Origin of the sequence: Nocardia sp. BSTN01 (genome assembly GCF_015354405.1) — a bacterium.
GTDB lineage: Bacteria > Actinomycetota > Actinomycetes > Mycobacteriales > Mycobacteriaceae > Nocardia.
In genome coordinates, this window is the sequence record NZ_JADKYP010000013.1 from 82,164 (window position 1) to 103,404 (window position 21,241).

Consider the following 21,241-nt stretch of genomic DNA (forward strand, 5'->3'; position numbering starts at 1 on the left):
TACCGCATCGTGATACCGCCCGACCACACCGACGACGGCGCACCCAACTCCACGGTCGCCCTCGGCCGTGCGGAGGCGATGCGGCTGCTGGCCGGAATCGCTTACGGCCGAGTGGTTTTCACCCGCGACGCACTACCGGCCATTCGCCCCGTCAACCATGTCGTCGAAGCCGACGGGCGCGTCGTGGTGCGCACCCGGCTCACGTCCCGGCTGACCTCGGCGATCCGAGCCGATTCCGGAGTGGTCGTCGCCTACGAGGCCGACGACATCGACCCCGGCACCCACACCGGCTGGTCGGTCGTGGTGACCGGTCTGGCGCGGCCGGTCGCCGATCCGCACCGGGTCGCGCGATACGAGCGACTGCTGCGACCGTGGACAGCGGCGGCCATGGATACGGTCGTCGAAATCGAACCCACCATCGTGACCGGTATCCGTCTCGTCGGCGCACCGGAGTCACCCGGCCCGCCGGCACCACCGATCCCCTCGCCGAAAGTCGAAAAGAATGACCTATCACGATGATCCGTTCGCTCCGGCCCTGAACACCGCCCACACCTGGTTGCGAACCGTCGCCGACCGGCTGGCCACCGAGGACCGGACCTTCGCCCTGCGCGCGCTGCGCGCCTGGCTGCATACCGTGCGCGACCGCCTCGACGTCCCCGTGGCCGCGCATTTCAGCGCTCAATTGCCCGAATTGCTGCGCGGCATCTTCTACGAGGGCTGGGTGCCCGCCCATGTTCCCGTGCACCACGACGTCGCCTCCTTCGTCGACGCGTTCGCCCACGAGGCGGGCGTGAGCGCCGACGAGGCGGTGGCGTTGATCGGCGCCGTGACGATCGCACTGTCCGATGTGTTCTCCCCCGGACATCTCGACCACGTTCTCGCGGTGGTCCCCGAGCCACTGCGTGCGGTGCTGGTCGGCAGCGAACTCAACGGAACCGCCGCGACGGTTCCCGGGGACGCGTAGCCGCCGGCGACGAGGAAGTTCCAGCAACCAGGAAAAGGACTTTCGTCCATGATGAGTCGCTGAGCAGGCGATTATGGTAGGTACATTCGCCGCTTCTCCGATTGGACGCACTCGCCATGATCAAGGTGTTCCTGGTCGACGACCACGAAATCGTCCGCCGCGGACTGAGCGACCTGCTCGACGGCGACCCGGAGTTGTCGGTCGTCGGTGAAGCGGGATCGGTGTCCCAGGCCCTCGCTCGCATCCCCGCGTTGCGGCCCGATGTCGCGGTGCTCGATGTCCGCCTGCCCGACGGAAACGGCATCGAGCTGTGCCGGGAGTTGCTGTCGAAGGTCGACGGCCTGCGCTGCCTGATCCTCACCTCCTTCACCGACGAACACGCCATGCTCGACGCCATTCTGGCCGGTGCCAGCGGTTATGTGGTCAAGGACATCAAAGGCATGGAGCTGGCCCGCGCTGTGAAGGATGTCGGCGCCGGGAAATCGCTGCTGGACAACCGGGCCGCCGCCGCACTGATGGAGCAGCTGCGCCACGGCACCGAGCCCGACGGCCCGCTGGCGACGCTGACCGAGCAGGAACGCACACTGCTCGACCTGCTCGGCGAGGGTCTCACCAACCGCGAGATCGCCGACCGCATGTTCCTGGCCGAGAAGACCGTCAAGAACTACGTGTCGCGGCTGCTGGCCAAACTCGGTATGCAGCGGCGCACCCAGGCGGCCGTCTACGCCACCAAACTGCATTCGCGCACCGCCGCGGAGTAGCCCGGACCGCCGGTGACCATCGGCCCCACCGTGCGGGATCAATGCCCGTATTCGCATCGCCGTGTGGTTGTGAGACTGGACACCATGACCACGGCAAAGCATTCGACAATCGTCGACACGCCCGACGACCGGACGGTCGCGGCAGTGGTCGAGCTGGCGCAGCGAGCACCCTCGGTCCACAACACTCAACCCTGGCGCTGGGTCTTCGATCGGCATCAGCTGCTCTTGTACACCGATCCGGATCGCATCCTCGCCGGCGCGGACCCGCACGGCCGCGAGCAGGTGATCAGCTGCGGCACGGTACTGCATCACGCCCGCACCGCCTTCGCCGCCCGGGACTGGCATACCGATATCGTGCGGATGCCCGATCCGCAGCGGCCCGGACTCATGGCGGTCCTCGAATTCCGGCCGTGGGGCGACCCGCCGGACGGAATCCCGCATCGCGCGGCGGCCATCACCCATCGATACGCCGACCGGCTGCCGATGGACGCACCCCGGCACTGGGAGCAAGTGGCGCCGAGGCTGCGCGCGCTCGTCACCCCGCACGACCTCGACTTCGACGAATTCCCCGCCGACATCCGCGCCCGGGTCGCCGCGATCTCGTGCGCCGCCGCGGCGGCTCGCCGTGACGACTGGATGTACCAGGACGAATTGCACTGGTGGGCAGGGCATGTCGATGGTTCCGAGGGCGTCCCCGCCAGCGGTCTGATCTCCGATGCCGAACTCGCGCGAGTCGACGTCGCCCGGGCCTTCCCGTCGGCGCCGCATTCGGAGCGCCGCGCCGGTCGCCTCGATCACGCCCGGCTCGTCGCGATCAGCTCACCGGAGGACGCACGGCCGTACTGGCTCCGCACCGGCGAGGCACTGTCCGCGGTACTGCTCGAGTGCACCGCCACGGGACTGGGAACCTGCCCGGTCACGCACCTCACGGAGGTGCCCGCGGGTCGCCGGGCCCTGGCCGCACTGCTCCCGCATCACGACTTCCCGCAGGTCCTGGTCCGCATCGGCAACTCCCCCACGGACGAGCCGATCCCGCCCTCGACCCCGCGCCGCGACGTCGACGAGGTGCTGACCTTCCTGTGACGCTGATATCGGAGGACTACGCCTGTCGACGTTCTCCGCCACGAGCACTGTTCGAGCGCACACCCACCGTCCGACCGGCAGATATCTGTTGCGGCCAAGGGCATGGCGGTAGGCTTTGCGCAAGCGTAAACACCGACGTTTCGCGTTACTCGGACAGTGAATCGAGACTGACGATATGCCCGATGATCAGCGAGCCGGTACCTACTCGGTGCGCGACACTCTCTCGCAGCTGCGGCTGCGCGAGTTGCTCGCCGAGGTGCGCGATCGGGTCGACGAGATCATGGATTCCCGCGACCGGATGGACGGTCTGGTCGAGGCGATGCTGTCGGTGACCGCGGGACTCGATCTGGCCGAAACCCTGCGCGCCATCGTGCACGCCGCGATCAGCCTGGTCGACGCCCAGTACGGTGCGCTGGGGGTCCGCGGCCACGACGAACATCTGCTGCAGTTCATCTACGAGGGCATCGACGAACCGACGCGCAAGAAGATCGGCGATCTGCCCGAGGGCCACGGCGTGCTGGGCATGTTGTTCACCCAGCCCAAGCCGATCCGGCTCGAAGATCTCGCGAAGCATCCGTCGTCGGTCGGATTCCCGGCCCACCACCCGCCGATGCGCACGTTCCTCGGTGTTCCGGTGCATATTCGCAACGAGATCTTCGGAAACCTGTATCTCACCGAGAAGGCCGGCGGTCAGCTGTTCACCGAGGACGACGAGCTGATCGTGCAGGCACTCGCGGCCGCCGCGGGTATCGCCATCGAGAATGCCCGGCTGTACGAGGCCGCCCGCAACCGGCAGGCGTGGATCGAGGCCACCCGCGATCTGACCACGGAATTCCTCGCCGCCGACGAACCCGGCCGGGTGCTGGCACATCTGGTCGACCATGTGCGTGTGCTCACCGGATCCGAATGGGTGCTGCTCGCCACGGTCACCGACCCGGATGTGCCGGCCGAGGAGATCACCGAGTTGATCGTCGACCAGGCCGCGGGCGAACGGACCGACGCCGCGGGACGCTCCCTCGACGTCACCGGCGTCATCGGGACGGCCTTCGCGGACCGGAGGCCGCTGCGCTTCGACGACGTGAGCGACCTCGATTTCGCCGCACTGTTCCCCACCGGCGGACCGGTGCTGCTGGTCCCCCTGCACACTCGCGATGCCCCGCAAGGAATCCTGATCGCCGTCCGCGCCAAGGACACCGCTCCCTACGACGACGAGATGCTGGAATTGGCCGCCGCCTTCGCCGATCAGGCGGCACTGGCCATGCAGCTGGCCGCCACCCAACAGCGGTTGCGCGAACTCGACGTACTCACCGACCGCGATCGGATCGCCCGGGATCTGCACGATCACGTCATCCAGCGGTTGTTCGCGATCGGCCTGTCCCTGCAGGGCGCGGTGCCCCGTACCCGCGTTCCCGAGGTCAAGGTCCGGCTCACCGAAGCGATCGACGGACTGCAGGATGTGGTCCAGGAGATCCGCACCTCCATCTTCGATCTGCACGGCGGCACCAGCACGCGCTTGCGCCAGCGCCTCGAGGACGCGATCCGCCAGCAGTGCGGTGACACCCCGATCCGCAGCTCGCTGCGGGTGGCCGGACCGCTGTCGGTGGTGGGTTCGCAGCTTGCCGACCACGCGGAAGCCGTTGTGCGCGAAGCGGTCAGCAACGCGGTCCGCTACGCCGGCGCCACGACGCTCGAGGTCGTGATCGGCGTCGGCGACGACCTGACGATCACCGTCACCGACGACGGCTGCGGTATCGGCGACAACATCACCCCCAGCGGCCTGACCAACCTCGCCGAGCGCGCGCGGTCGCTGGGCGGAACCTTCCGTACCGAGGCCGGCGCGGCGGGTTCGCAGCGGCCGGGTACTCGTCTGGAGTGGTCGGCTCCGCTGAGCTGACCACCCCCGCCGACTGCCACCGAACCCGGTGCGACGCAATCTATTCGGCCGGTCGCCGCACCACGGTGATGGGGCATTCCACCGACTGCGCCAATGCCGCGCTGGTGGAGCCGAGGAGCATTCCGGTGAATCCGCCGCGGCCGTGGCTGCCGACGACCACCAGCTGCGCGTTCTCCGACGCATCGAGCAGGGAGCGCACCGGCCGGTCGAGCACCATTTCGCGACGCACCTTCACGTCCGGATACCGTTCGGAGTATCCGGCCAGGTTCTCGGCCAGCACCGCGTCCTCGGACTCCCGGATCGCGTCCCAGCCGACGATCGCCGGGTCGAGGCCGCTGCTGCGGTCGCTCCACGCGTGCAGCACGACCAGTCCGACGGTGCGCCGCGACGCCTCCGCGAAGGCGAATTCGAGCGCCGGCGCACTGTTCGCCGTGCCGTCGACGCCGACCAGAACCGGCTTCACCGCCGTGACGGCGTCGGTCGCCGATATCGAATGCACCACGGTCACCGGGCAATTCGCGTGCCGGATGATCGCCGAGGACACCGAACCCAGCAGGCCACGCCGGATGGCGCCCAGGCCACGGCTGCCCACCACGATCCCCTCCGCCTGATCGGACTGTGCGATCAGATGCCCGATGACGGCGTCGGTGGTGATCTCGGTGGTGATCACCGGCGTACGGTCCGGTGTCGCGGCGCGGGCGATGCGGGCGGCCTCGACGAGGATGCGTTCCGCGTCCACGCGCAGCCAGCTCATATCGTCCTCGGTGAGGATCGGGGCGGGCCCCAGCCCGCCCGCGACCGAGATCGAGGTGACCAGATGCAGGCGGCAGTCGCGCAGGGCGGCATCGGCGGCGGCCCAGGCGGCCGCGTGATAACCGACGGCCGAGCCGTCGACCGCGGCGACGATCGGCCGATCGATATGCCGCTGCGGTACGGCGGAATGCTCGGTCATGATGTTCTCCTCGTGAATCGTGTGTTTACGGAGTTCCTATGGGGCGACTGATTTTTCGCCATTCCCGGCCCCAGCCGGCACGATGGCGCACGCCGAAGGCCCAGCCCGTCAGCCATACCAGTGCCGCCGTGGCGAAACAGATTTCGACGAAGGTGGCCATTCCCAGCCCGACGCCGCGCATCGCGGCGGTGTCGGCGGGCAGCGGCGCGGCGGTCGGGCGGCCGTCGGGGGCCAGCCACATGGTCACCTGCTGCCCGGGATGCGCCGAGGCGGCCACGGTTGTCGTGGCTTCGCCGGATCGCCCGTCGTGCGTCCACCGAACCGTGGCTTCGTAACGATCGGCGGACACGTCCATCGATGCCGCCGTCGTACGGACCGGATCGGTGACAATCGTGGCGGTAACCGCCGTCTTCGCCGCGTTCTCGCCGCGAATCTGCACGGCGGCATCGGTGTAGCGGGCCGTGCCCATCGCCGCGCAGATCGGCACCGCGGCGAGAACCACGACGACGGCCAGGATCCGGATGACGGACTCGATCCGGTCCGACGGCCGCATCAGCCGGTTCGCCGCCCAGGGACCGGTACGCCACGCGCGCAGGGCCAACGACGGATACCGAGTCATGTCGTCATCTCCTCACAGCCGGGTCACGACGTCGTTCGCACTCAGCATCGCGCCCGGACAGCGGGCGGGGCACGGCCGAAAGTCACCGGAACGCCGAGTCTTCGGACAGTCGTGGTCGTCGTGACGGTCGGCGCCGCGGTAACCGTCGGCCGGTCGCCGGGCGTCCGGCTCCGGTGGACCCTCGTGACGGCAGGGCGGGACCAAAGGCCCTGGTGGCGCTTCCCTGTGTCGGGAAAGGTCGGGGTATGGCAGCAATCACTTGCGGGGTCGGCGCGCGGCGGGTCGATCCGGGTGAAAGGACATACCGATGAGCTCTCAGTACGCGGACGACGCGCACCATCTCGCCTCCGCCCCGATCGTGGTCGGTGTCGACGGGTCGGCCGGTGCCCGCACCGCGCTGCTGTGGGCGGCAGAGGTCGCCCGCGATCGAGGACGCGATCTGCGCATCGCCTACGGACTCGACCTGCCGAGCGCGAACCGGGTGTTCAACAACTACGACCTGTCCGAGCCCGCGGTGCTGGAACGCCTGCGCGCCCACGGCGCCGCACTGGTTGCCCGCGAGGCTCTCGCCGTGCGCGGCACTCTGCCCGAGGTCCAGGTCAGCACGGAGGTCTCCTCGGAGCATCCGGCGCGAATGCTGTTGCGGCACAGCGCTACCGGATATCTGGTCGCCCTGGGGACAGCGGGCGCCGGCGGCTTCGGCGCCCACATCGGTTCGATCCTGCTGTCGGTCACCAGTCATGCCGAGGGCCCGGTCGTGGTGGTACGCACCGAATCCGAGGACCAGCCACGACCGCGCGAGACCGGCCCGGTGGTGGTCGGCGTCGACGGCAGCCCGCTCAGCGAGGCCGCGGTGGCGGCCGCGTTCGAGGAAGCCGCCGAGCGTGGCGCCGAACTGGTCGCCGTCCACGCGTGGAGCGATCTGACGTTCGGCTCGTTCGTCGGCGACCCGTACACCTGGTTCCCGATGTCGGATATCGAGGTGAACGAGGAAGCGATCCTCGCGGAACGACTGGCCGGCTGGCAGGAGAAGTATCCGGACGTCCCGGTGCGCCGCCACATCAGCATGGCCGAGCCCGCTGCCCATCTGCAGCGGTGGAGCGACTCCGCACAGCTCATCGTCGTCGGCAGCCACGGCCGCGGCAGCTTCCGCGGGCTGCTGCTGGGTTCGGTGTCCAATTCCCTTGTCCAGCATGCGAAATGCCCCGTCATGGTAGTGCGTTCGCCGGAGGGAGAGCAGGCGCATGACGAGGACTGAGCATTCGGCGGCCCGTCGCGGTGCGGCCGCGGCGGTCGGCGTCGCATCCTTTCTCGGCGGGCTCGCCACCGGCTACCGGCTCTTCGCCCGCCGCTGGTGTCTGAGCTGGGGCGCGACCGAGGAGGAGGTGCGGCGGCGTATGCCGGGCGACGATCTGCTCCTGCTGCCCGACCTGCTCTCGACCCGGGCGCTCACGATCGCGGCCGATCCCGGCGCGGTCTGGCCTTGGCTCGTGCAGTTCGGACCACAACGCGGCGGAATCTACAGCTACGACTGGATCGACCGGCTCCTGGGCATCGACGTGCACAGCGCCCGGGCGATCCTGCCGCAATTCCAGGACCTCGCCGTCGGTGACGCCGTCACGGTGAATTCCGACAGCACCCCGTCCCGGGTAGTGGTGCTCGAACCCGAACGAGCGCTCGTCTTCCGCACCGACGACGGGAACTGGGTCTGGGCGTTCGGACTGTATCCGTGCCCGGAGGGCACCCGGCTGGTCAGCCGCAACCGGATCGCGACGCCCGGCGCCTCGCCCGTGCTGCGGCTGTTCGACACCTTCGTCCTGGAACCGGGCAGTCTGGTGATGGAGCAGAAGATGTTGCGCGGCATCAAGGAACGCGCCGAAGCACACCGCGTCGCCCAGCCTGTCCCGATCGGAAGCACGACACCGTGACCACCACGGGCACCCCGACACCACTGCCGAGCGCGACCGCGTTCCGCGCGGTCGCCCGGTGCGTGGTCACGACCGCCGGCCTGCTGGCACGCCACCGCATCCGCTGCCCGTCCCGGAACGTCGGAACATGGCTGAGTTTCGGTGACGGAACCTCGGCCTACGTCTACCGGGAAACCGTGATCGATCGGATCCCGTCGCCCGAACCGTGTGTGCTGCTGGTGCGTTTCGAGTTGCGGGGCGTGCGCGGGCGCGGGCATGCGTGGTTCCGTCGCGAGAGCATTCTCAACACCGTGCTCTTCGCCGGGTTCCCTGGCCTGATCACCAAGTTGTGGCTGGCGCACGATCAACGCGGTGCGTATCGCGGGCTCTACGAATGGGACGGGGCGGCCTCCGCCGACGCCTATGCCCGCGCCCTGTGGCGGGTGCTGGCCCTCGTCAGTGTCCCGGGAACGATCGATTATCGGGTGCTGCCCGGCCTGCGCCGCCGCGACCTGCCGGTGGCGGCGACCGGTCACGCCGCGGGTGGCACGCAATGGTGGCGGGTCACCGAATTCCATTCGAGCGCAGCCTGATTCGAAGCAGGGCACGCCGACCTTCACCCGGACGGCCGGCTTCCGCCCGGACGGTTCGGCGTTTCCATGCTCTCTGCTTTGCGATCAGTGCTCGTCGGTCGCCGGCAGCGTGACGCTCTCTCCGGTCGCCAGTACGACGGTGTGGCCGCGGCATTCGATCGTGATCGACCGCGCTCCGTCCGTATCGGAGCTGATCTCGATCCGGCGGGCGTCGATCCGCACGGTCAGGCGATGACCGTGGTAGATGATCGCGAAGGTCAGTGTGCCCAGCTGGGGCGGCCAGCACGGGGCGAAGATCAAGCGGTTGTCGCGGGTCTCGAGCCCGGTGAAGCAGCGCTGGACCAGATCGATACTGCCGGCCATCGCGCCCAGGTGGATCCCCTCGGCCGTGGTGCCGCCCTGGATGTCGGCGATATCGGATTCCAGCACGCTGCCGAAGAATTCCATCGCGCGGTCCCGGTTCGCCCGGGCCAGCACCCAGGCGTGGACGACGGCGCTCAGGGTGGAGCCGTGCGAGGTGCGGGCCAGGTAGTAGTCGACGGTGCGCGGGATGTCCGGGCCGCCGAAGTCGTAGCCGAGCCCGGCGAACAGCCGCCCCAGCTCGTCGGCCGAGAACAGATAGAACAGCATCAGGACGTCGGCCTGTTTCGCCACTCGATACCGGTCGACGTCGTCGCCTTCGGCCTCGAGGATGCGGTCGAGCCGGCTGGTATCGCCGTAGCGGCGCCGGTAGTCGTCCCAATCCAATTCGGCGAGCCGGTCGTATCCGGCGAACTGGCTGATCACTCCCTCGTGGAAGGGCACGAACATCCGATCGGCGACCTCGGCCCAGCGTTCGGATTCGGCGGCCGGCACCGCGAGGCGGTCGAGCAGTTCCGACCGCACCCGCGGCGGCAGCAGTTCGACCGCGTCCAGGGCGCGCCGGATGACCCACACGGCCATGACATTGGTGTAGGCGTTGTCGTCGATGCCCTGGTAGGGCTGCCCGGGATAGCCGGAATGAAATTCGTCGGGTCCGATGACACCGCGGATGTGATATCGGTCGTCGGCCGGATCGTAGCTGGCCCGATCGGACCAGAACCGGGCGATCTCCACCAGTAGTTCGGCGCCGAACTCGGCGAGGAACGCCCGATCTCCGGTGGCCTGGTAGTAGTGCCACACGTTATAGGCCACCGCCGGACCGGCATGTTGCGCGCGAGCGCTGGCGTCCGGATTCCAGTGTCCCGAGCGGGGATTCAGATGCAGGCGCTGACTCTCCTCGCGCCCGTCGCTGCCGGATTGCCAGGGGAACAAGGCGCCGCGGCAGCCCTGTGCGCGCGCCGCGGCCCGCGCCTGCGGCAGGCGGCGGTAGCGGTACCGCAACAGTTCTCGCGTCAGTGCCGGATCGCGCAGGCTCACCACCGGCAGGACGAACAGCTCGTCCCAGAACACGTGCCCCCGGTAGGCCTCGCCGTGCAGCCCTCGTGCGGGCACCCCGGCGTCGAGGTCGGCGGTATGGCGCGACAGCGTCTGCGCCACCTGCAGGACGTGCAGTCGCAGTGCGCGCACCGATTCCTCACTGGCGCCCAGATCGATGCGCAGCCGCCGCCACACATGCTCCCAGGCATCGGCGTGCGCGGCGCGGAGCGCGTCGTAGTCCGGCGCCTCGTCGAGCAGGCGCAGGGCGGCCTCGTCGGGTGCGGAGATCGCGCGGTCGCGGCCGGTGAACACCGCCGCCGTCTTGTCGACGACGATGGCGCTCCGGGACTCGGCACGCACGACGAAATCGTGGGCGGCGGTACCGTCGGCGAGCGGCGAGCCGGCCGTCTGCCGCCCGTGCGATGTCACCGTGGTCCGAGTGGCCACCGCCACGGTAATCAGCGACTGGGTGGTTCGCATCAGCGTGGATGCGGTGTGCGCGTCCGGGATATCGATGCGCAGCTCGCTCAGGTGCGTTCCGGACAGGTCGCGGTACCGCTCGACTCCGGCGTTGCGGACCGATGTGTCGATCGCCGACCGGACGGTGAGCGGCCCGCTCCAGTTCTCGGGCGTCAGCGTGGTTCGCATCGCGCACGCGTGGGGTGAGTCCATCGACGCGAAACGCTGCTGAACCACGGCCGTGATCCGGCCGGCGGCGTCGCGGCAGCGCAGCCTGCGGGTGAGCACCGCCTGGCGCAGATCGAATTGCTGTGTGTAGTCCAGCAATTCGGCATCGTCGAGATCGAACCATTCGCCGTCGGCGATGCGCCAGGTCAGGGGAAGCCAGTTCGGCAGATTCACCAGGCTCTCGTTCTCGACGTGCCGCCCGGCGATATCGTCGCCGAGCCGGTTGTAGATTCCCGCGACATAGGTTCCGGGATAGTGGTGGATTCCCGCGCGCGTCTCCGGTGCGGCCGCGCGGGTGACGAGGTAGCCGTTGCCCACCGCGCACAACGCTTCGCGCAGCCGCTCGGCGCCGGGGTCGTAGCCGTCGTAGGTGAGCAGCCACGAGCGTCCGACCGCCCAGTCGCTCTCCCCGGTCAGCAATTCGGCCATCCGCTGCAGGAATTCGCCGGCCCGCGCGGGACTGTCGAGGGCAAACCGTGCCGCGGTGCGCCGGTCGCCGGTGTCGCCGTGGCGAACCACCAGCGGCACTCCGGTGACCTGGATCGCGTCGAAGGCGTCCTCGTCGGTCAGATCGTCGCCGAGGTACATCGGCATCACCGGGCGGCCCACCAGATCCAGCACCCAGTGCAACGCCCGTCCCTTGTCCCAGTCCACATCGGGACGCAATTCGGTGACCTTGCGGCCGGCGGTCACGCGCAATCCCTGCCCGCGGGCGATATCGTGCACGGTGGCCACGACCGTCGAGACGGCATCGGCGGCGACCTTGCGGTGATGGACGGCGACCGCGAATCGTTTCGGCTCGATCAGCACCCCCGGAATCCGGCTCAACCGGTCGGCGAGTTCGGCCGCCGCCCGCACCAGCGCCCGCTCCGCCTTCGGGCCGCCGTCGTGCACGTGTTCGGTGCCGTCGGGCGCCATCAGTTCGAAACCGTGGCTACCGGCGTACCAGATGCCCTCGACGCCCACGCGCGTGCGCAGATCCTCGAGTCCGCGACCGCTGATCACGGCGACGGGACACCGCGCCGCCAGTGTGACCAGGGTGGCGCGCACATTCTCGATCGGGATCGCCGCCTCGGGATCGGGCACGATCTCCGAGATCGTGCCGTCGAAATCCAGCAGCACCGCGATGTGCTCGTCCTCGACGGCGTCGGCGATCGACGTCCAGCACGCCAGCGCGTCCGCGATCTCCGACAGGCGGCGGAATCCACTGCGCACCCGGATCTCCTCGGCGTCGGCGACCACCACGTCGGCTCCGGTGCACAGCAGCCGGTCCGGATCGCCGGCGCGCTCGATGCCGATCACCAGTCCGAAACCGCCGCGACGCCCGGCGCTCACCCCAGCCTCGGCATCCTCGACGACGACCGTCCGCTCGGGCTCGACGTCCAGCCGTTGCGTGGCCAGCACCATGGTGGCCGGATCCGGCTTCCCCGGCAGGTCGAGTTCTTCGGCCACGACACCGTCCACCCGGACGGCGAACAGGTCCCCGAGCCCCGCGGCGTCGAGTACCTGAGCCGCATTGCGGCTCGCCGAGAACACCGCGGTCCGCACCCCCGCCGCGCGCAGGCGGCGCACCAGCGCCACCGTGGTGGCGAACACCGGGACGCCCGACTCGGCGATCCGGGCGAGGAACATCTCGTCCTTGCCGTTGCCGAGTCCGCAGATCGTGGCGTCGGCCGCCGTGTCCGACGGTTCGCCCCGCGGCAGTGAGATCGCCCGGGAGGCAAGGAAATCCGCGACGCCGTCGTAGCGCGGTTTGCCGTCGACGTAGTCCTGGTAGTCGGAGGCGGTGAACGGCGCGCAGTTCTCGCCCGGCCCGGGTGTGCGCGCGGCGAGGAATCCGTCGAAGACCTGCGTCCAGGCGGCGGCGTGGATCGACGCCGTGTCGGTGACCACACCGTCCATATCGAAGATCACCGCGTCGTAGCGACGCGCGTCGATCACCGGCCCAGCCACCGATTTGTCAGGGTGCACTCCCCCAGGCTCCGCTCGCGTGCGGGCCCCGGCAAGGTACACAAGTCCCCATCCACACGGACACCGGTCCCCGGCCGCTTCAGGCGGCGGCGGCCACGCGCGTATGCCGGTCGGCCGGGACATCGCTTCGAACGGACCACCCGAACCGGCGTCGCCGGCTCCGAGTGTTGCTGTCGCACAGCTGATTCGGGCCGGGCACACACATCCCGGCCGGGCCTACCGCGGCTCCACGTGCTCCGGCACCACGAGTGTCGGGCAGTGGGCGCGATGCAGGACCGCGGCCCGCGTGGACCGCATCGTGGTTCCGACCAGGCCCGTCCAGCGGTGCCGGCCCACCACCAGCAGCTGGGCGTCGCCCGCTCGTTCCAGCAGGACCTGCGCCGGACCGCCGAACATGACCTCCGACTCCAGCGCGACGTCCGGATACTTCCGGTGCCACGGATCCAATTGCCGATCCAGCGCCCGCGTCTCGTCCGCGCGGAACTGCTGGAGTTCCCCGTCCAGGACGAACCCGCCGACGTCGTCATCGCAGCATCGGACAGCCCGCAGACCGACCCCGCGCAACGCCGCCTCCTCGAACGCACAGCCGACCGCGGTGCCCTCCTCGTCGACGCCGACCACCACCGGCCGCCCGTCCTCGCCGACGGTGAACAGGCTTTCGCGGTGGACGACCGCGACCGGGCACCGGGCCTGCCGGGTGACCGCCGAGCTGACCGAGCCCAGCAGCGCCCGGCGGACCGCACCGCGGCCGTGGCTGCCGACCACGATCATCGGCGTGCGCGCCGAGCGCTCCACCAGTGTGTCGATCACCGGATCAGCGGTGAGTTCGGTCGTGACCTCCACACCGTCGGCCACATGCCGGGCCATGGCCGCCGCCTCCGACAGCACGCCTTCGCCGTTCCAGTACAACCATTCCCGGCCGCCGACGATCTCCATCGCGCTGAGTCCGGTGCGCGGGGCCGAGGCCGACGAGAGCAGGATCCGCAATCCCCACCGGCGCACGGCCGCCTCAGCCGCCGCCCACCGCACCGCCTGCAGCGCCGTACCGGATCCGTCGACCGCCGCGACGATCGTCCGCTCGGTCCCGTTGTCAGTGCTCATCGCCGCCTCCTGCTGCCGGGCCTGCTCCGATCGTCCGGCTGCGGTGACCGACGATCTAGGGCCGAAAGTCGCCATCGCGGGCCGCCTTCGTCCGCGGCCCGCCACCGGGGCGAAGTCGGCGCGTTCGTCCCGGCAGGACAGGCCCTTGGTCCCTCGCGCATCGGCGTGACCGCGGGCATTGTCGAGGCAGACACCGAGAAAGAGGACGCCATGGACTACCGGGTGGACGTGTGCGAAGTGCCGCCGCAGGCTCTGTTGCGACTACCTCGCGCGATCCGGACGGATCGGCCCGGTGAGGACATCACCGCGGGTATGCGCGAACTGTTCGCGACCGTCGCCCGATCCGGCCTCACCGCCAGCGGCCCGACCGCGATCACCTACACCGACACCGAACGATCGACGGTCGCGACGAGCGTCGACTTCCGTGTGCCGGTCGAGCCCGCCGCCGAGTTGAGTCTGGCCTCGGGTGCCGAAGTGCTCGTCACCCCCGGCACGACGGTGGCTCGCGCCTGCCACCACGGCGGTTACCGCGATCTCGGCGCCGCCTACCGGAGCCTCGCCGAGTGGGTGGATCGCAATGCCTACCGAGTCGTCGGCCCACCGACCGAGGTCTATCTCGTCGGCCCCGACGAGGTGAGCGATCCGCGCCAGCTCGTCACCGAGATCCGGCTGCCCGTGGCTCCCTCGCCGACGATCGTCACCCGAGTGCTCTCCGACTTCGACACCGCGCTGAATCGGACCCGGAACGCGTTGCGCTCCAACGGCTTCACCATCCTCGCGGAGGTCGACCTGAACACGGCGCGGTACGACGGCCGCACCCGGCGCCTGGCCCACCACACCATCCTGGAGGTCTGCCGCCGCAATCTGCTCGTGGCCGAACTCGCGGACGACGACCGGGCCGACATGATCGTGCCGCATCCGGTGGTCGTGCGTGAACGCTGCGAGACCGTCGTCGTCGAGGCCGTCGATCCGACGATCTGGGCCCGCGCACTGGACGACGAGGAACTCCTGCTCCTCGCCGCCGACAGCCGCCGCCACCTCATCGCGGCGATCGACGACCTCGCCACGACGGCAACGGCCCACGACGGTTAGGTTCTCGCGCAACCCCTTCGGCGATCGCACGCGCGCCCGTGGCGAGCCGTGCGGTGGCGGGCCGCCGCTCCACCTCCTACGGTTGATCTTGTCACCGGCAGTCACCGAAGGAGCCCGCGCATGTCCGACGATCAGTGGCTGAACGCCGAAACCCGCCGCGTCACCACCGATTCCGTGGAGCTGGCGGTGACCGACGCCGGAGCCGGCCCACCGCTGGTCCTGCTGCACGGCTGGCCGCACACCCGCGGGATCTGGCATCGCGTGGCACCGGCGCTGGCGCGGTCCCACCGGATCATCGCGCCGGATCTGCGCGGGCTCGGTGAGAGCGAGCGCCCCGCCGACGGGTACGACGCCGGCACCGTCTCCGCCGATATCGTGAGCCTGCTCGACCACCTGGGCGTCGAGCGCGCCTCGATCATGGCAGTGGACGCCTCGGTGCCGGCCGCGGTACTGACCGCACTGCACCGGCCCGATCGGGTCGACCGCCTGGTGGTGATGGAATCCCTGCTCGGCACGCTGCCCGGCGCCGAGGATTTCCTGGCCGCCGGGCCGCCGTGGTGGTTCGGTTTCCATTCGGTGCCGGGCCTGGCCGAAACCGTGCTGCTCGGCCACGAGTCCGACTACATCGACTGGTTCCTCCGGGTCGGCGTCCCGCATGAGCCGATCGATCCCGTTCTGCGAGCACGCATCCTGAACGCCTATACCGGTGCGGACGCGTTGCGGGCCGGCTTCGAATACTACCGCGCCCTTCCCCGGACGGCCCGGCTGCTGGCCGAGGCGACCGCGTCAGCGCGCCTCACGGTGCCGACCCTCGCGCTGGGCGCGGGCTCGGTCGGCGACGCACTGCATCGCCAACTGAGGCCGATCACGAAAGACGTTGTCGGGCAGGTGATTCCGGACTGCGGTCACATCGTCCCACTGGACGGCCCCGAGGCACTGCTGGAACTGGTCACACCGTTTCTGGCGTGACGCACGCTCACATCGAATAGCGCAGGATGGCGGCGGCCGACGCCTCGTCCGGGATATCTGCCTTGCGCACCGCGAGCACCCGCGCGCCCGAAAGCAGTGCGCGGCGGGCGATCTCGTCGAGGATCCCCGGTATCTCGGTCTCGGATGCGGGACCGAAATCGATCGCACCGGTGTCCTCGGCGACCGTGCCGGGCACGGCGGTGTCGATGTCGACCAGCAACGTCTGCACGCTGCCGAAGGTGGCCGCACGGGCGATATCGGCGAGGTCGGCGGTGGCACGGGCCTCGCTGCGGCGTTTGTCGAACAACCGGCGCAGATCGGCCAGTTGCGCCGCGTAGTGACCGTCGAGGATGTGACGGGCCCTGTCGGCCAGTTCCTGATCCGACAGGTGTTCCGGGTTGCCGGGAATTCCGTCGTCGAGCAGTTCGCCGTAGGTGGCCACCGAGCGGTAGATCGCGTCGATCGGCTCGGGCGCCGCCAGGATGAGCGGCGTGTCGCGCCCGGAGAGAATGTCGCGCAACGCGCGGTCGACGCCGCGCGCGTACTGCCGGACCAGAATCTTCTTCCCTTCGCTGCCGGTCAGCCGCCGCTTGGGCGAACGATCGCCGATCGAGGCCTTCCGCGCGAAATCCGCGGCGTCACTGGGCATGTCGGGCACCCGCACGTCCTCGGCAGGCCGATCGGGGGTCACCTCGACCAGCCGCACGGACCCCTCGGCCAGCGCGAGGACGAAGGCGGCCTGCGGGAAGGTGACGGCCCGCAGCAGCGGCTTGAGCAGGAACCGATCCGAGACGGTGACCGCCGCGCCCAGGCGGTTCGGGATCCGGAAGGTCCACATCCGCTGCGGCGATACGTGCACCACCAGAGTGTGCGACTGGAAGCGCCAGAAATCCTCGTCGTCGGCCAGATCGTCGAGCTGTTCGGCGATGGCCGCGCGACTGTCACTGTCGGTGACCAGGTCGACCGCCTCCCGGACCTGATTGGAGAACGCGATCCGGTTCGCCTCCGGATTCGGGGTGGCGGCCTCGGTGGGCAGGTAGATCGACACCGACCAGGGGCCGGTCCATTCGGCGAGGATTTCGATCTCGCGGCGGGTCGGGATGTCGGTGTGCAGCACTTCGATCCTCCTTCGTTGCCCCGAACTGTTCGACGGGCGCACGGGCCGCGCGAAGAGCCGCCGCCGCGTTTGCCGATTCGTAACCACATCGACGCTACTGGACATCGGCACCGGCAGGCACACGTACGGGCATCGGATGCCGAACTGTTGCTGCTTTCGTGCCGATCGGCTCACCGAGTGGGCGTCGGCGCGCTGGTCGGCGACAGCGGGGTCGGCGCGGCCGGGGGTGTGACAGCGGGGCTGGTGGCGGTGGCCGCACTCGTCGCCCCGGGCGAGACGGTCGCCGATCCGGCGGGCAGTGCGCCCGTCCCGTACAGATGCTCGATGATCTGCTTGGCGATCGCACTCGCCGCCGCGTTCCCGTCGGCGGTGGGTTCCAGATTCGCCCACACCACCACGGTCACCTTGTGCGCCGGATCGGATCCGGCGAAGGTGTTGAAGCCCGGCAGCTCACCCGTATGTCCGTACAGCGCACCGAATTTGGCGATGGCGAGGCCGTATTGCGGCGCCTCCGGCGGGTTGGCCGGATCGGTCGCCTGCAGACTGCCCATGCGCTTGGCCTGCATGTCCACATCGAGGACCTTGCCGTCGGTGAGCGCCTCGGCCCAGGTGGCCAGATCCGCGACCGTGGAGATCCCGGCGCCCGCGGCCCACGCCCAGGAGGGATTGTCCGCGGTGCGATCACCGGGCAGCAGCCGGCCCGCCTTGGCCTCGGCCTGCATCTCGGGCGGCAGCGCCGGCGGCGTCCCCATGGTCAAGACGTTGGTGCCGTACATGTAGCCCTGCGGGTGCGGGTCGGGTAAGGCCGCGGACGTGCGCGCCGGGAACGAGCTCTGGGTCAGCCCGAGCGGCCCGAACAACCGATCCCGCATGATCTGCTCGAGCGGTTTGCCGTCCAGCTGTTCGGCGATCAGCCCGAGCAGGATCGTATTGGTGTTCGAGTAGTGATAGCCCTGTCCCGGTGCGAAATACGGCGGATGCGCATAGGCCATGGCGAGCAGTTCGTCGGGCTGCCACACCCGGCCCGGGTCGGCGTCCATGGCCTCGGCCAGTTCCCGGGTCTCGCTGTAGTTGTAGAGGCCGCTGCGCATATCGAGCAGTTGCGCGATGGTGATCGCCGCGCCGCCGGGCACATCGGTCCGGTACTTCGAGACCGGATCGTCGAGGGCCAGTTTGTGTTCCTGGACCTGTTGCAGGATCACGGTGCCGGTCCAGGTCTTGGTGATCGATCCGATGCGCACATGGTCGGCCGCGGTGACCGCCGGGCCGCCGCCGAAGGTCCGGGTGCCGTAGGAGGTGCCGACCTCGCCGGCGGCGGTGCGGACGAAGGCCACCACTCCCGGCACCGACGCCGGACGCGCCACCGACTCGACGATGCCGCGCAGCGTGGGCTCGTCGAGCGGATGGACGGCCGGGGCCGGCGAGGTGGTCGCGGCGGCGGACGAGGTGCTCGCGGGCGCGGGTTTCGACGACGATCCGCACCCGCAGGCAACGAACAGAACTGCGACGCCGGTCAGCGCCCCGGCGATCAGCCGGGGCGGGATCGGCACGGAAACCACTGGCACTGCACGACCTCCCTCATCGGGAACGGTGGAGCCGGGATTGAAACTCTACTGCGCCAGCGCCTCTCGCGGACGCGGTTGGCGAATGCTCAGCGACATCACCGCCGCCACCGCGCACAGACCTCCGGCGATGAACCAGGCGAGCTGGTAGCTGCCCTGCATGTCCCGGATGACGCCGGCGCCGGACGCGGCGATCGCGGCACCGATCTGATGTGAGGCGAACACCCAGCCGAAGGCGATCGGCCCGTCGGCGCCGAAGTGTTCGCGGCACAGCGCGACCGTCGGCGGCACCGTCGCGATCCAGTCCAGGCCGTAGAAGATGACGAACACCCACATGCTCGGCCGCACATCGGGAGCGAACAGCATCGGCAGGATCACCAGCGACAGACCGCGCAGCGCGTAGTACATCGTCAGCAGATACCGCGAGCCGATGCGGTCGGTGAGCCAGCCCGAGGCGATGGTGCCCGCGACGTCGAAGATGCCGACGGTGGCCAGCAGTCCGGCCGCGGTGGTGGGCGGCATGCCGTGATCGTGTGCTGCACTGACGAAATGGGTGCCGACCAATCCATTCGTGGAGGCGCCGCAGATTGCGAAACCGCCTGCCAGCAACCAGAATACGGGCCGGCGCACGATCGCGGCCAAAACGGTCAGCGCCCGCGCCGCCCCGCCTGCCGCCGCGGTGCGCAGGCCCGCGTCGCTGCCGGGACCGGCGCCGTAGGCGGTGCGTCCGATGTCGCTGGGGAAGTCGCGGATGAACAGCACCACCAGCGGCACCACGGCCAGTGCGGTCGCCGCGACGACCAGGGCCGGGGCCCGCCAGCCGTGATCGCGGGCCAGCATCGAGACGAGCGGCAGGAACACCAGCTGACCGGTGGCACCGGCGGCGGTCAGTACCCCCGTGACGAGGCCGCGGTGCCGGACGAACCAGCGTCCGGTGATGGTGGCGACGAACGGCATCGACATCGATCCCACGCCGACGCCGACCAGCAGCCCCCACGTCGCCATCAACTGCCACGGCTGGGTCATGAAGACGGTGAGCCCGCTGCCGGCGGCGACGAGCAACAACGCGCACGCGACCACCAGCCGAATGCCGAACCGGTCCATCACAGCGGCCGCGAACGGCGAAATCACCCCGTACAAGAGCATATTCACCGAAACCGCGGCGCCGATGGTGCCGTGCGACCAGCCGAATTCCTCGTGCAGCGGATCCATCAGCACGCTCGGCACCGAGCGGAACGCGGCCGCGCCCAGCAGCGCGACGAAGCCGACGGCGGCGACGGTCCACGCCGGATGCGGACCACGCGCGAATCGCGTCGTGGGCCGCTGGGGCGGTGGCGAAGGGACGGGGTCGGTGAGGCGAATCTCGGTCACCGGACGAGCGTGCCGAATCACGCGGTCGCCGACGAGTGGCCTGAATGCCATAATGCGTAAAGATTCAGCCATTCCCGGTATCCACGACGAGGAGGCGACCGTGCCGGACCCGCATCTGGTGGCCGTATTGGCCTTGGCGCCCATCGTCGGCTTCGATCTGACGATTCCGCCGACCGTGCTCGGCGCGGCCACCGCCGACGACGGCACCGCGCTCTACGACGTGCGGATCTGCGGTCTGGACCGGTCCCCGATCCCGTCCACCAACGGTTATGCCATCACCCCGGAGTACGGCGCCGAACTGCTGGGTCGCGCCGACACCGTGATCGTGCCGGGGACGGCCATGCCGGGCCCGCGCCGCGACGGCGTCCTGCCGCCCGAGGTGACGGCCGCGCTGGCGTCGGTCCGGCCCGATGCGCGCCTCGTCTCGATCTGTACCGGCGCGTTCGTCCTGGGCGCGGCGGGTCTTCTCGACGGCCGCCGCGCCACCACGCACTGGAAGTACGCGGCGGAGTTTCGCACCCTGTTTCCCGCCGTACTGCTCGACGAGGATCTGCTGTTCGTCGAGGACGGCACTGTCTCCACCGCAGCGGGTCTGGCGGCCGGGGTGGATCTGTGCCTGCATCTGGTGCGCTCCGATCACGGCAGCGCGGCCGCGAACCGGGCCGCGCGCTACTGCGTCGTACCGCCCTGGCGCGAAGGCGGGCAGTCGCAGTTCATCGAACAGCAGGTCCCGGATCCGGGCGCGGAAAGCACCGCCGAGACCCGGGAATGGGCCCTCGCGCGACTGGACGAGGATCTGGATCTCACCACCCTCGCCGCGCACGCCCGGATGAGCGTGCGCACGTTCACCCGCCGTTTCAAGGCCGAGACCGGCACGGCGCCCGGCGCCTGGATCCTGCACCAGCGGATGCGCCACGCCCGCCATCTGCTGGAAACCACCGCACTCACCGTGGACGAGGTCGCCCGCGCGTCCGGTATGGGTACCGCGGCCTCGCTGCGCCATCACCTGCGCACCCAGCTCGGCGTCGCGCCGATCGCCTATCGCAAGACGTTCCGGCAGCCGAGGCCGGAGCACGATCAGCCGGTCGCGCGGTGAGCGGCGCTCGGCATGCAGCATGTGCGCGACGCGCGCCGACCCATTGACAACCCCCGCTCCCCGGGTGCTACCTTAGGCAAGGGTTACCTGTTTAGGCGAGGCTT

Annotated in this window: 18 protein-coding genes; 11 read left to right on the forward strand and 7 right to left on the reverse strand. The window is 69.7% G+C overall.

Annotated features, from left to right (window positions below):
• The first annotated feature begins 9 nt into the window (after window positions 1–9).
• The 5 genes from IRT45_RS13785 (at window position 10) to IRT45_RS13805 (ending at window position 4,702) form a co-directional block, all read left to right on the forward strand.
• Window positions 10–519 (forward strand): pyridoxamine 5'-phosphate oxidase family protein, encoded by a 510-nt coding sequence (locus tag IRT45_RS13785; RefSeq protein ID WP_375540099.1) that lies wholly within the window; start codon window positions 10–12, stop codon window positions 517–519.
• Window positions 503–964, forward strand: a complete 462-nt coding sequence (locus IRT45_RS13790; protein WP_194806241.1) for a DUF2267 domain-containing protein — start codon at window positions 503–505, stop codon at window positions 962–964. The genes IRT45_RS13785 and IRT45_RS13790 overlap by 17 nt, the downstream gene beginning before the upstream one ends.
• A gap of 116 nt (window positions 965–1,080) precedes the next feature.
• On the forward strand, window positions 1,081–1,725 hold the full coding sequence (locus IRT45_RS13795; protein ID WP_194806242.1) for a response regulator transcription factor: 645 nt from the start codon (window positions 1,081–1,083) through the stop codon (window positions 1,723–1,725).
• Window positions 1,726–1,809: 84 nt separating this feature from the next.
• Entirely contained in the window at window positions 1,810–2,808 is a 999-nt protein-coding gene (locus IRT45_RS13800) for an Acg family FMN-binding oxidoreductase (protein WP_194806243.1), read from the forward strand.
• Window positions 2,809–2,983: 175 nt separating this feature from the next.
• A complete protein-coding gene (locus IRT45_RS13805; RefSeq protein WP_194806244.1) occupies window positions 2,984–4,702 on the forward strand; it encodes a GAF domain-containing sensor histidine kinase in 1,719 nt (572 codons plus the stop codon).
• A 40-nt stretch (window positions 4,703–4,742) separates the two neighbouring features.
• Here IRT45_RS13805 and IRT45_RS13810 read toward each other — a convergent pair whose 3' ends face one another.
• Both IRT45_RS13810 and IRT45_RS13815 read right to left on the reverse strand, forming a co-directional pair.
• Window positions 4,743–5,654 carry a universal stress protein gene (locus IRT45_RS13810; protein WP_194806245.1) on the reverse strand — a complete coding sequence of 304 codons (912 nt, stop codon included), beginning with the start codon at window positions 5,652–5,654 and terminating at the stop codon, window positions 4,743–4,745.
• 25 nt (window positions 5,655–5,679) lie between these two features.
• Window positions 5,680–6,273 carry a hypothetical protein gene (locus tag IRT45_RS13815; RefSeq protein WP_194806246.1) on the reverse strand — a complete coding sequence of 198 codons (594 nt, stop codon included), beginning with the start codon at window positions 6,271–6,273 and terminating at the stop codon, window positions 5,680–5,682.
• 307 nt (window positions 6,274–6,580) lie between these two features.
• On the opposite strand from IRT45_RS13815, the gene IRT45_RS13820 reads away from it, so the two are divergent.
• Genes IRT45_RS13820 through IRT45_RS13830 form a run of 3 tightly spaced genes read left to right on the forward strand, consistent with a single transcriptional unit; the run spans window position 6,581 to window position 8,773 of the window.
• The gene (locus IRT45_RS13820; RefSeq protein ID WP_194806247.1) at window positions 6,581–7,531 is read left to right on the forward strand and encodes a universal stress protein; all 951 of its coding nucleotides are present in this window, start codon (window positions 6,581–6,583) and stop codon (window positions 7,529–7,531) included.
• The gene (locus tag IRT45_RS13825; RefSeq protein WP_194806248.1) at window positions 7,518–8,201 is read left to right on the forward strand and encodes an SRPBCC family protein; all 684 of its coding nucleotides are present in this window, start codon (window positions 7,518–7,520) and stop codon (window positions 8,199–8,201) included. Before IRT45_RS13820 ends, IRT45_RS13825 begins: the two co-directional genes overlap by 14 nt.
• On the forward strand, window positions 8,198–8,773 hold the full coding sequence (locus tag IRT45_RS13830; protein ID WP_194806249.1) for a hypothetical protein: 576 nt from the start codon (window positions 8,198–8,200) through the stop codon (window positions 8,771–8,773). Before IRT45_RS13825 ends, IRT45_RS13830 begins: the two co-directional genes overlap by 4 nt.
• Before the next feature lie 84 nt (window positions 8,774–8,857).
• Here IRT45_RS13830 and otsB read toward each other — a convergent pair whose 3' ends face one another.
• On the reverse strand, window positions 8,858–12,829 hold the full coding sequence (otsB, locus tag IRT45_RS13835; protein WP_309240948.1) for a trehalose-phosphatase: 3,972 nt from the start codon (window positions 12,827–12,829) through the stop codon (window positions 8,858–8,860).
• Window positions 12,830–13,045: 216 nt separating this feature from the next.
• Complete coding sequence (locus IRT45_RS13840; RefSeq protein ID WP_194806251.1) at window positions 13,046–13,930, reverse strand: universal stress protein; 885 nt, start codon at window positions 13,928–13,930, stop codon at window positions 13,046–13,048.
• A gap of 165 nt (window positions 13,931–14,095) precedes the next feature.
• Here IRT45_RS13840 and IRT45_RS13845 point away from each other — a divergent pair, with 165 nt between their 5' ends.
• Window positions 14,096–15,022: a GyrI-like domain-containing protein gene (locus IRT45_RS13845; RefSeq protein WP_194806252.1), complete on the forward strand. Its 927-nt coding sequence runs from the start codon at window positions 14,096–14,098 to the stop codon at window positions 15,020–15,022.
• A 120-nt stretch (window positions 15,023–15,142) separates the two neighbouring features.
• On the forward strand, window positions 15,143–15,991 hold the full coding sequence (locus IRT45_RS13850; protein ID WP_194806253.1) for an alpha/beta fold hydrolase: 849 nt from the start codon (window positions 15,143–15,145) through the stop codon (window positions 15,989–15,991).
• A 7-nt stretch (window positions 15,992–15,998) separates the two neighbouring features.
• Here IRT45_RS13850 and IRT45_RS13855 read toward each other — a convergent pair whose 3' ends face one another.
• The 3 genes from IRT45_RS13855 to IRT45_RS13865 form a co-directional block, all read right to left on the reverse strand.
• Window positions 15,999–17,108 (reverse strand): hypothetical protein, encoded by a 1,110-nt coding sequence (locus IRT45_RS13855; RefSeq protein WP_194806254.1) that lies wholly within the window; start codon window positions 17,106–17,108, stop codon window positions 15,999–16,001.
• Window positions 17,109–17,278: 170 nt separating this feature from the next.
• Window positions 17,279–18,673 (reverse strand): serine hydrolase domain-containing protein, encoded by a 1,395-nt coding sequence (locus IRT45_RS13860; RefSeq protein ID WP_309240949.1) that lies wholly within the window; start codon window positions 18,671–18,673, stop codon window positions 17,279–17,281.
• A gap of 45 nt (window positions 18,674–18,718) precedes the next feature.
• Window positions 18,719–20,041: an MFS transporter gene (locus IRT45_RS13865; protein ID WP_309240950.1), complete on the reverse strand. Its 1,323-nt coding sequence runs from the start codon at window positions 20,039–20,041 to the stop codon at window positions 18,719–18,721.
• Window positions 20,042–20,093: 52 nt separating this feature from the next.
• On the opposite strand from IRT45_RS13865, the gene IRT45_RS13870 reads away from it, so the two are divergent.
• On the forward strand, window positions 20,094–21,137 hold the full coding sequence (locus IRT45_RS13870) for a GlxA family transcriptional regulator (protein WP_194806256.1): 1,044 nt from the start codon (window positions 20,094–20,096) through the stop codon (window positions 21,135–21,137).
• Window positions 21,138–21,241 lie beyond the last annotated feature (104 nt).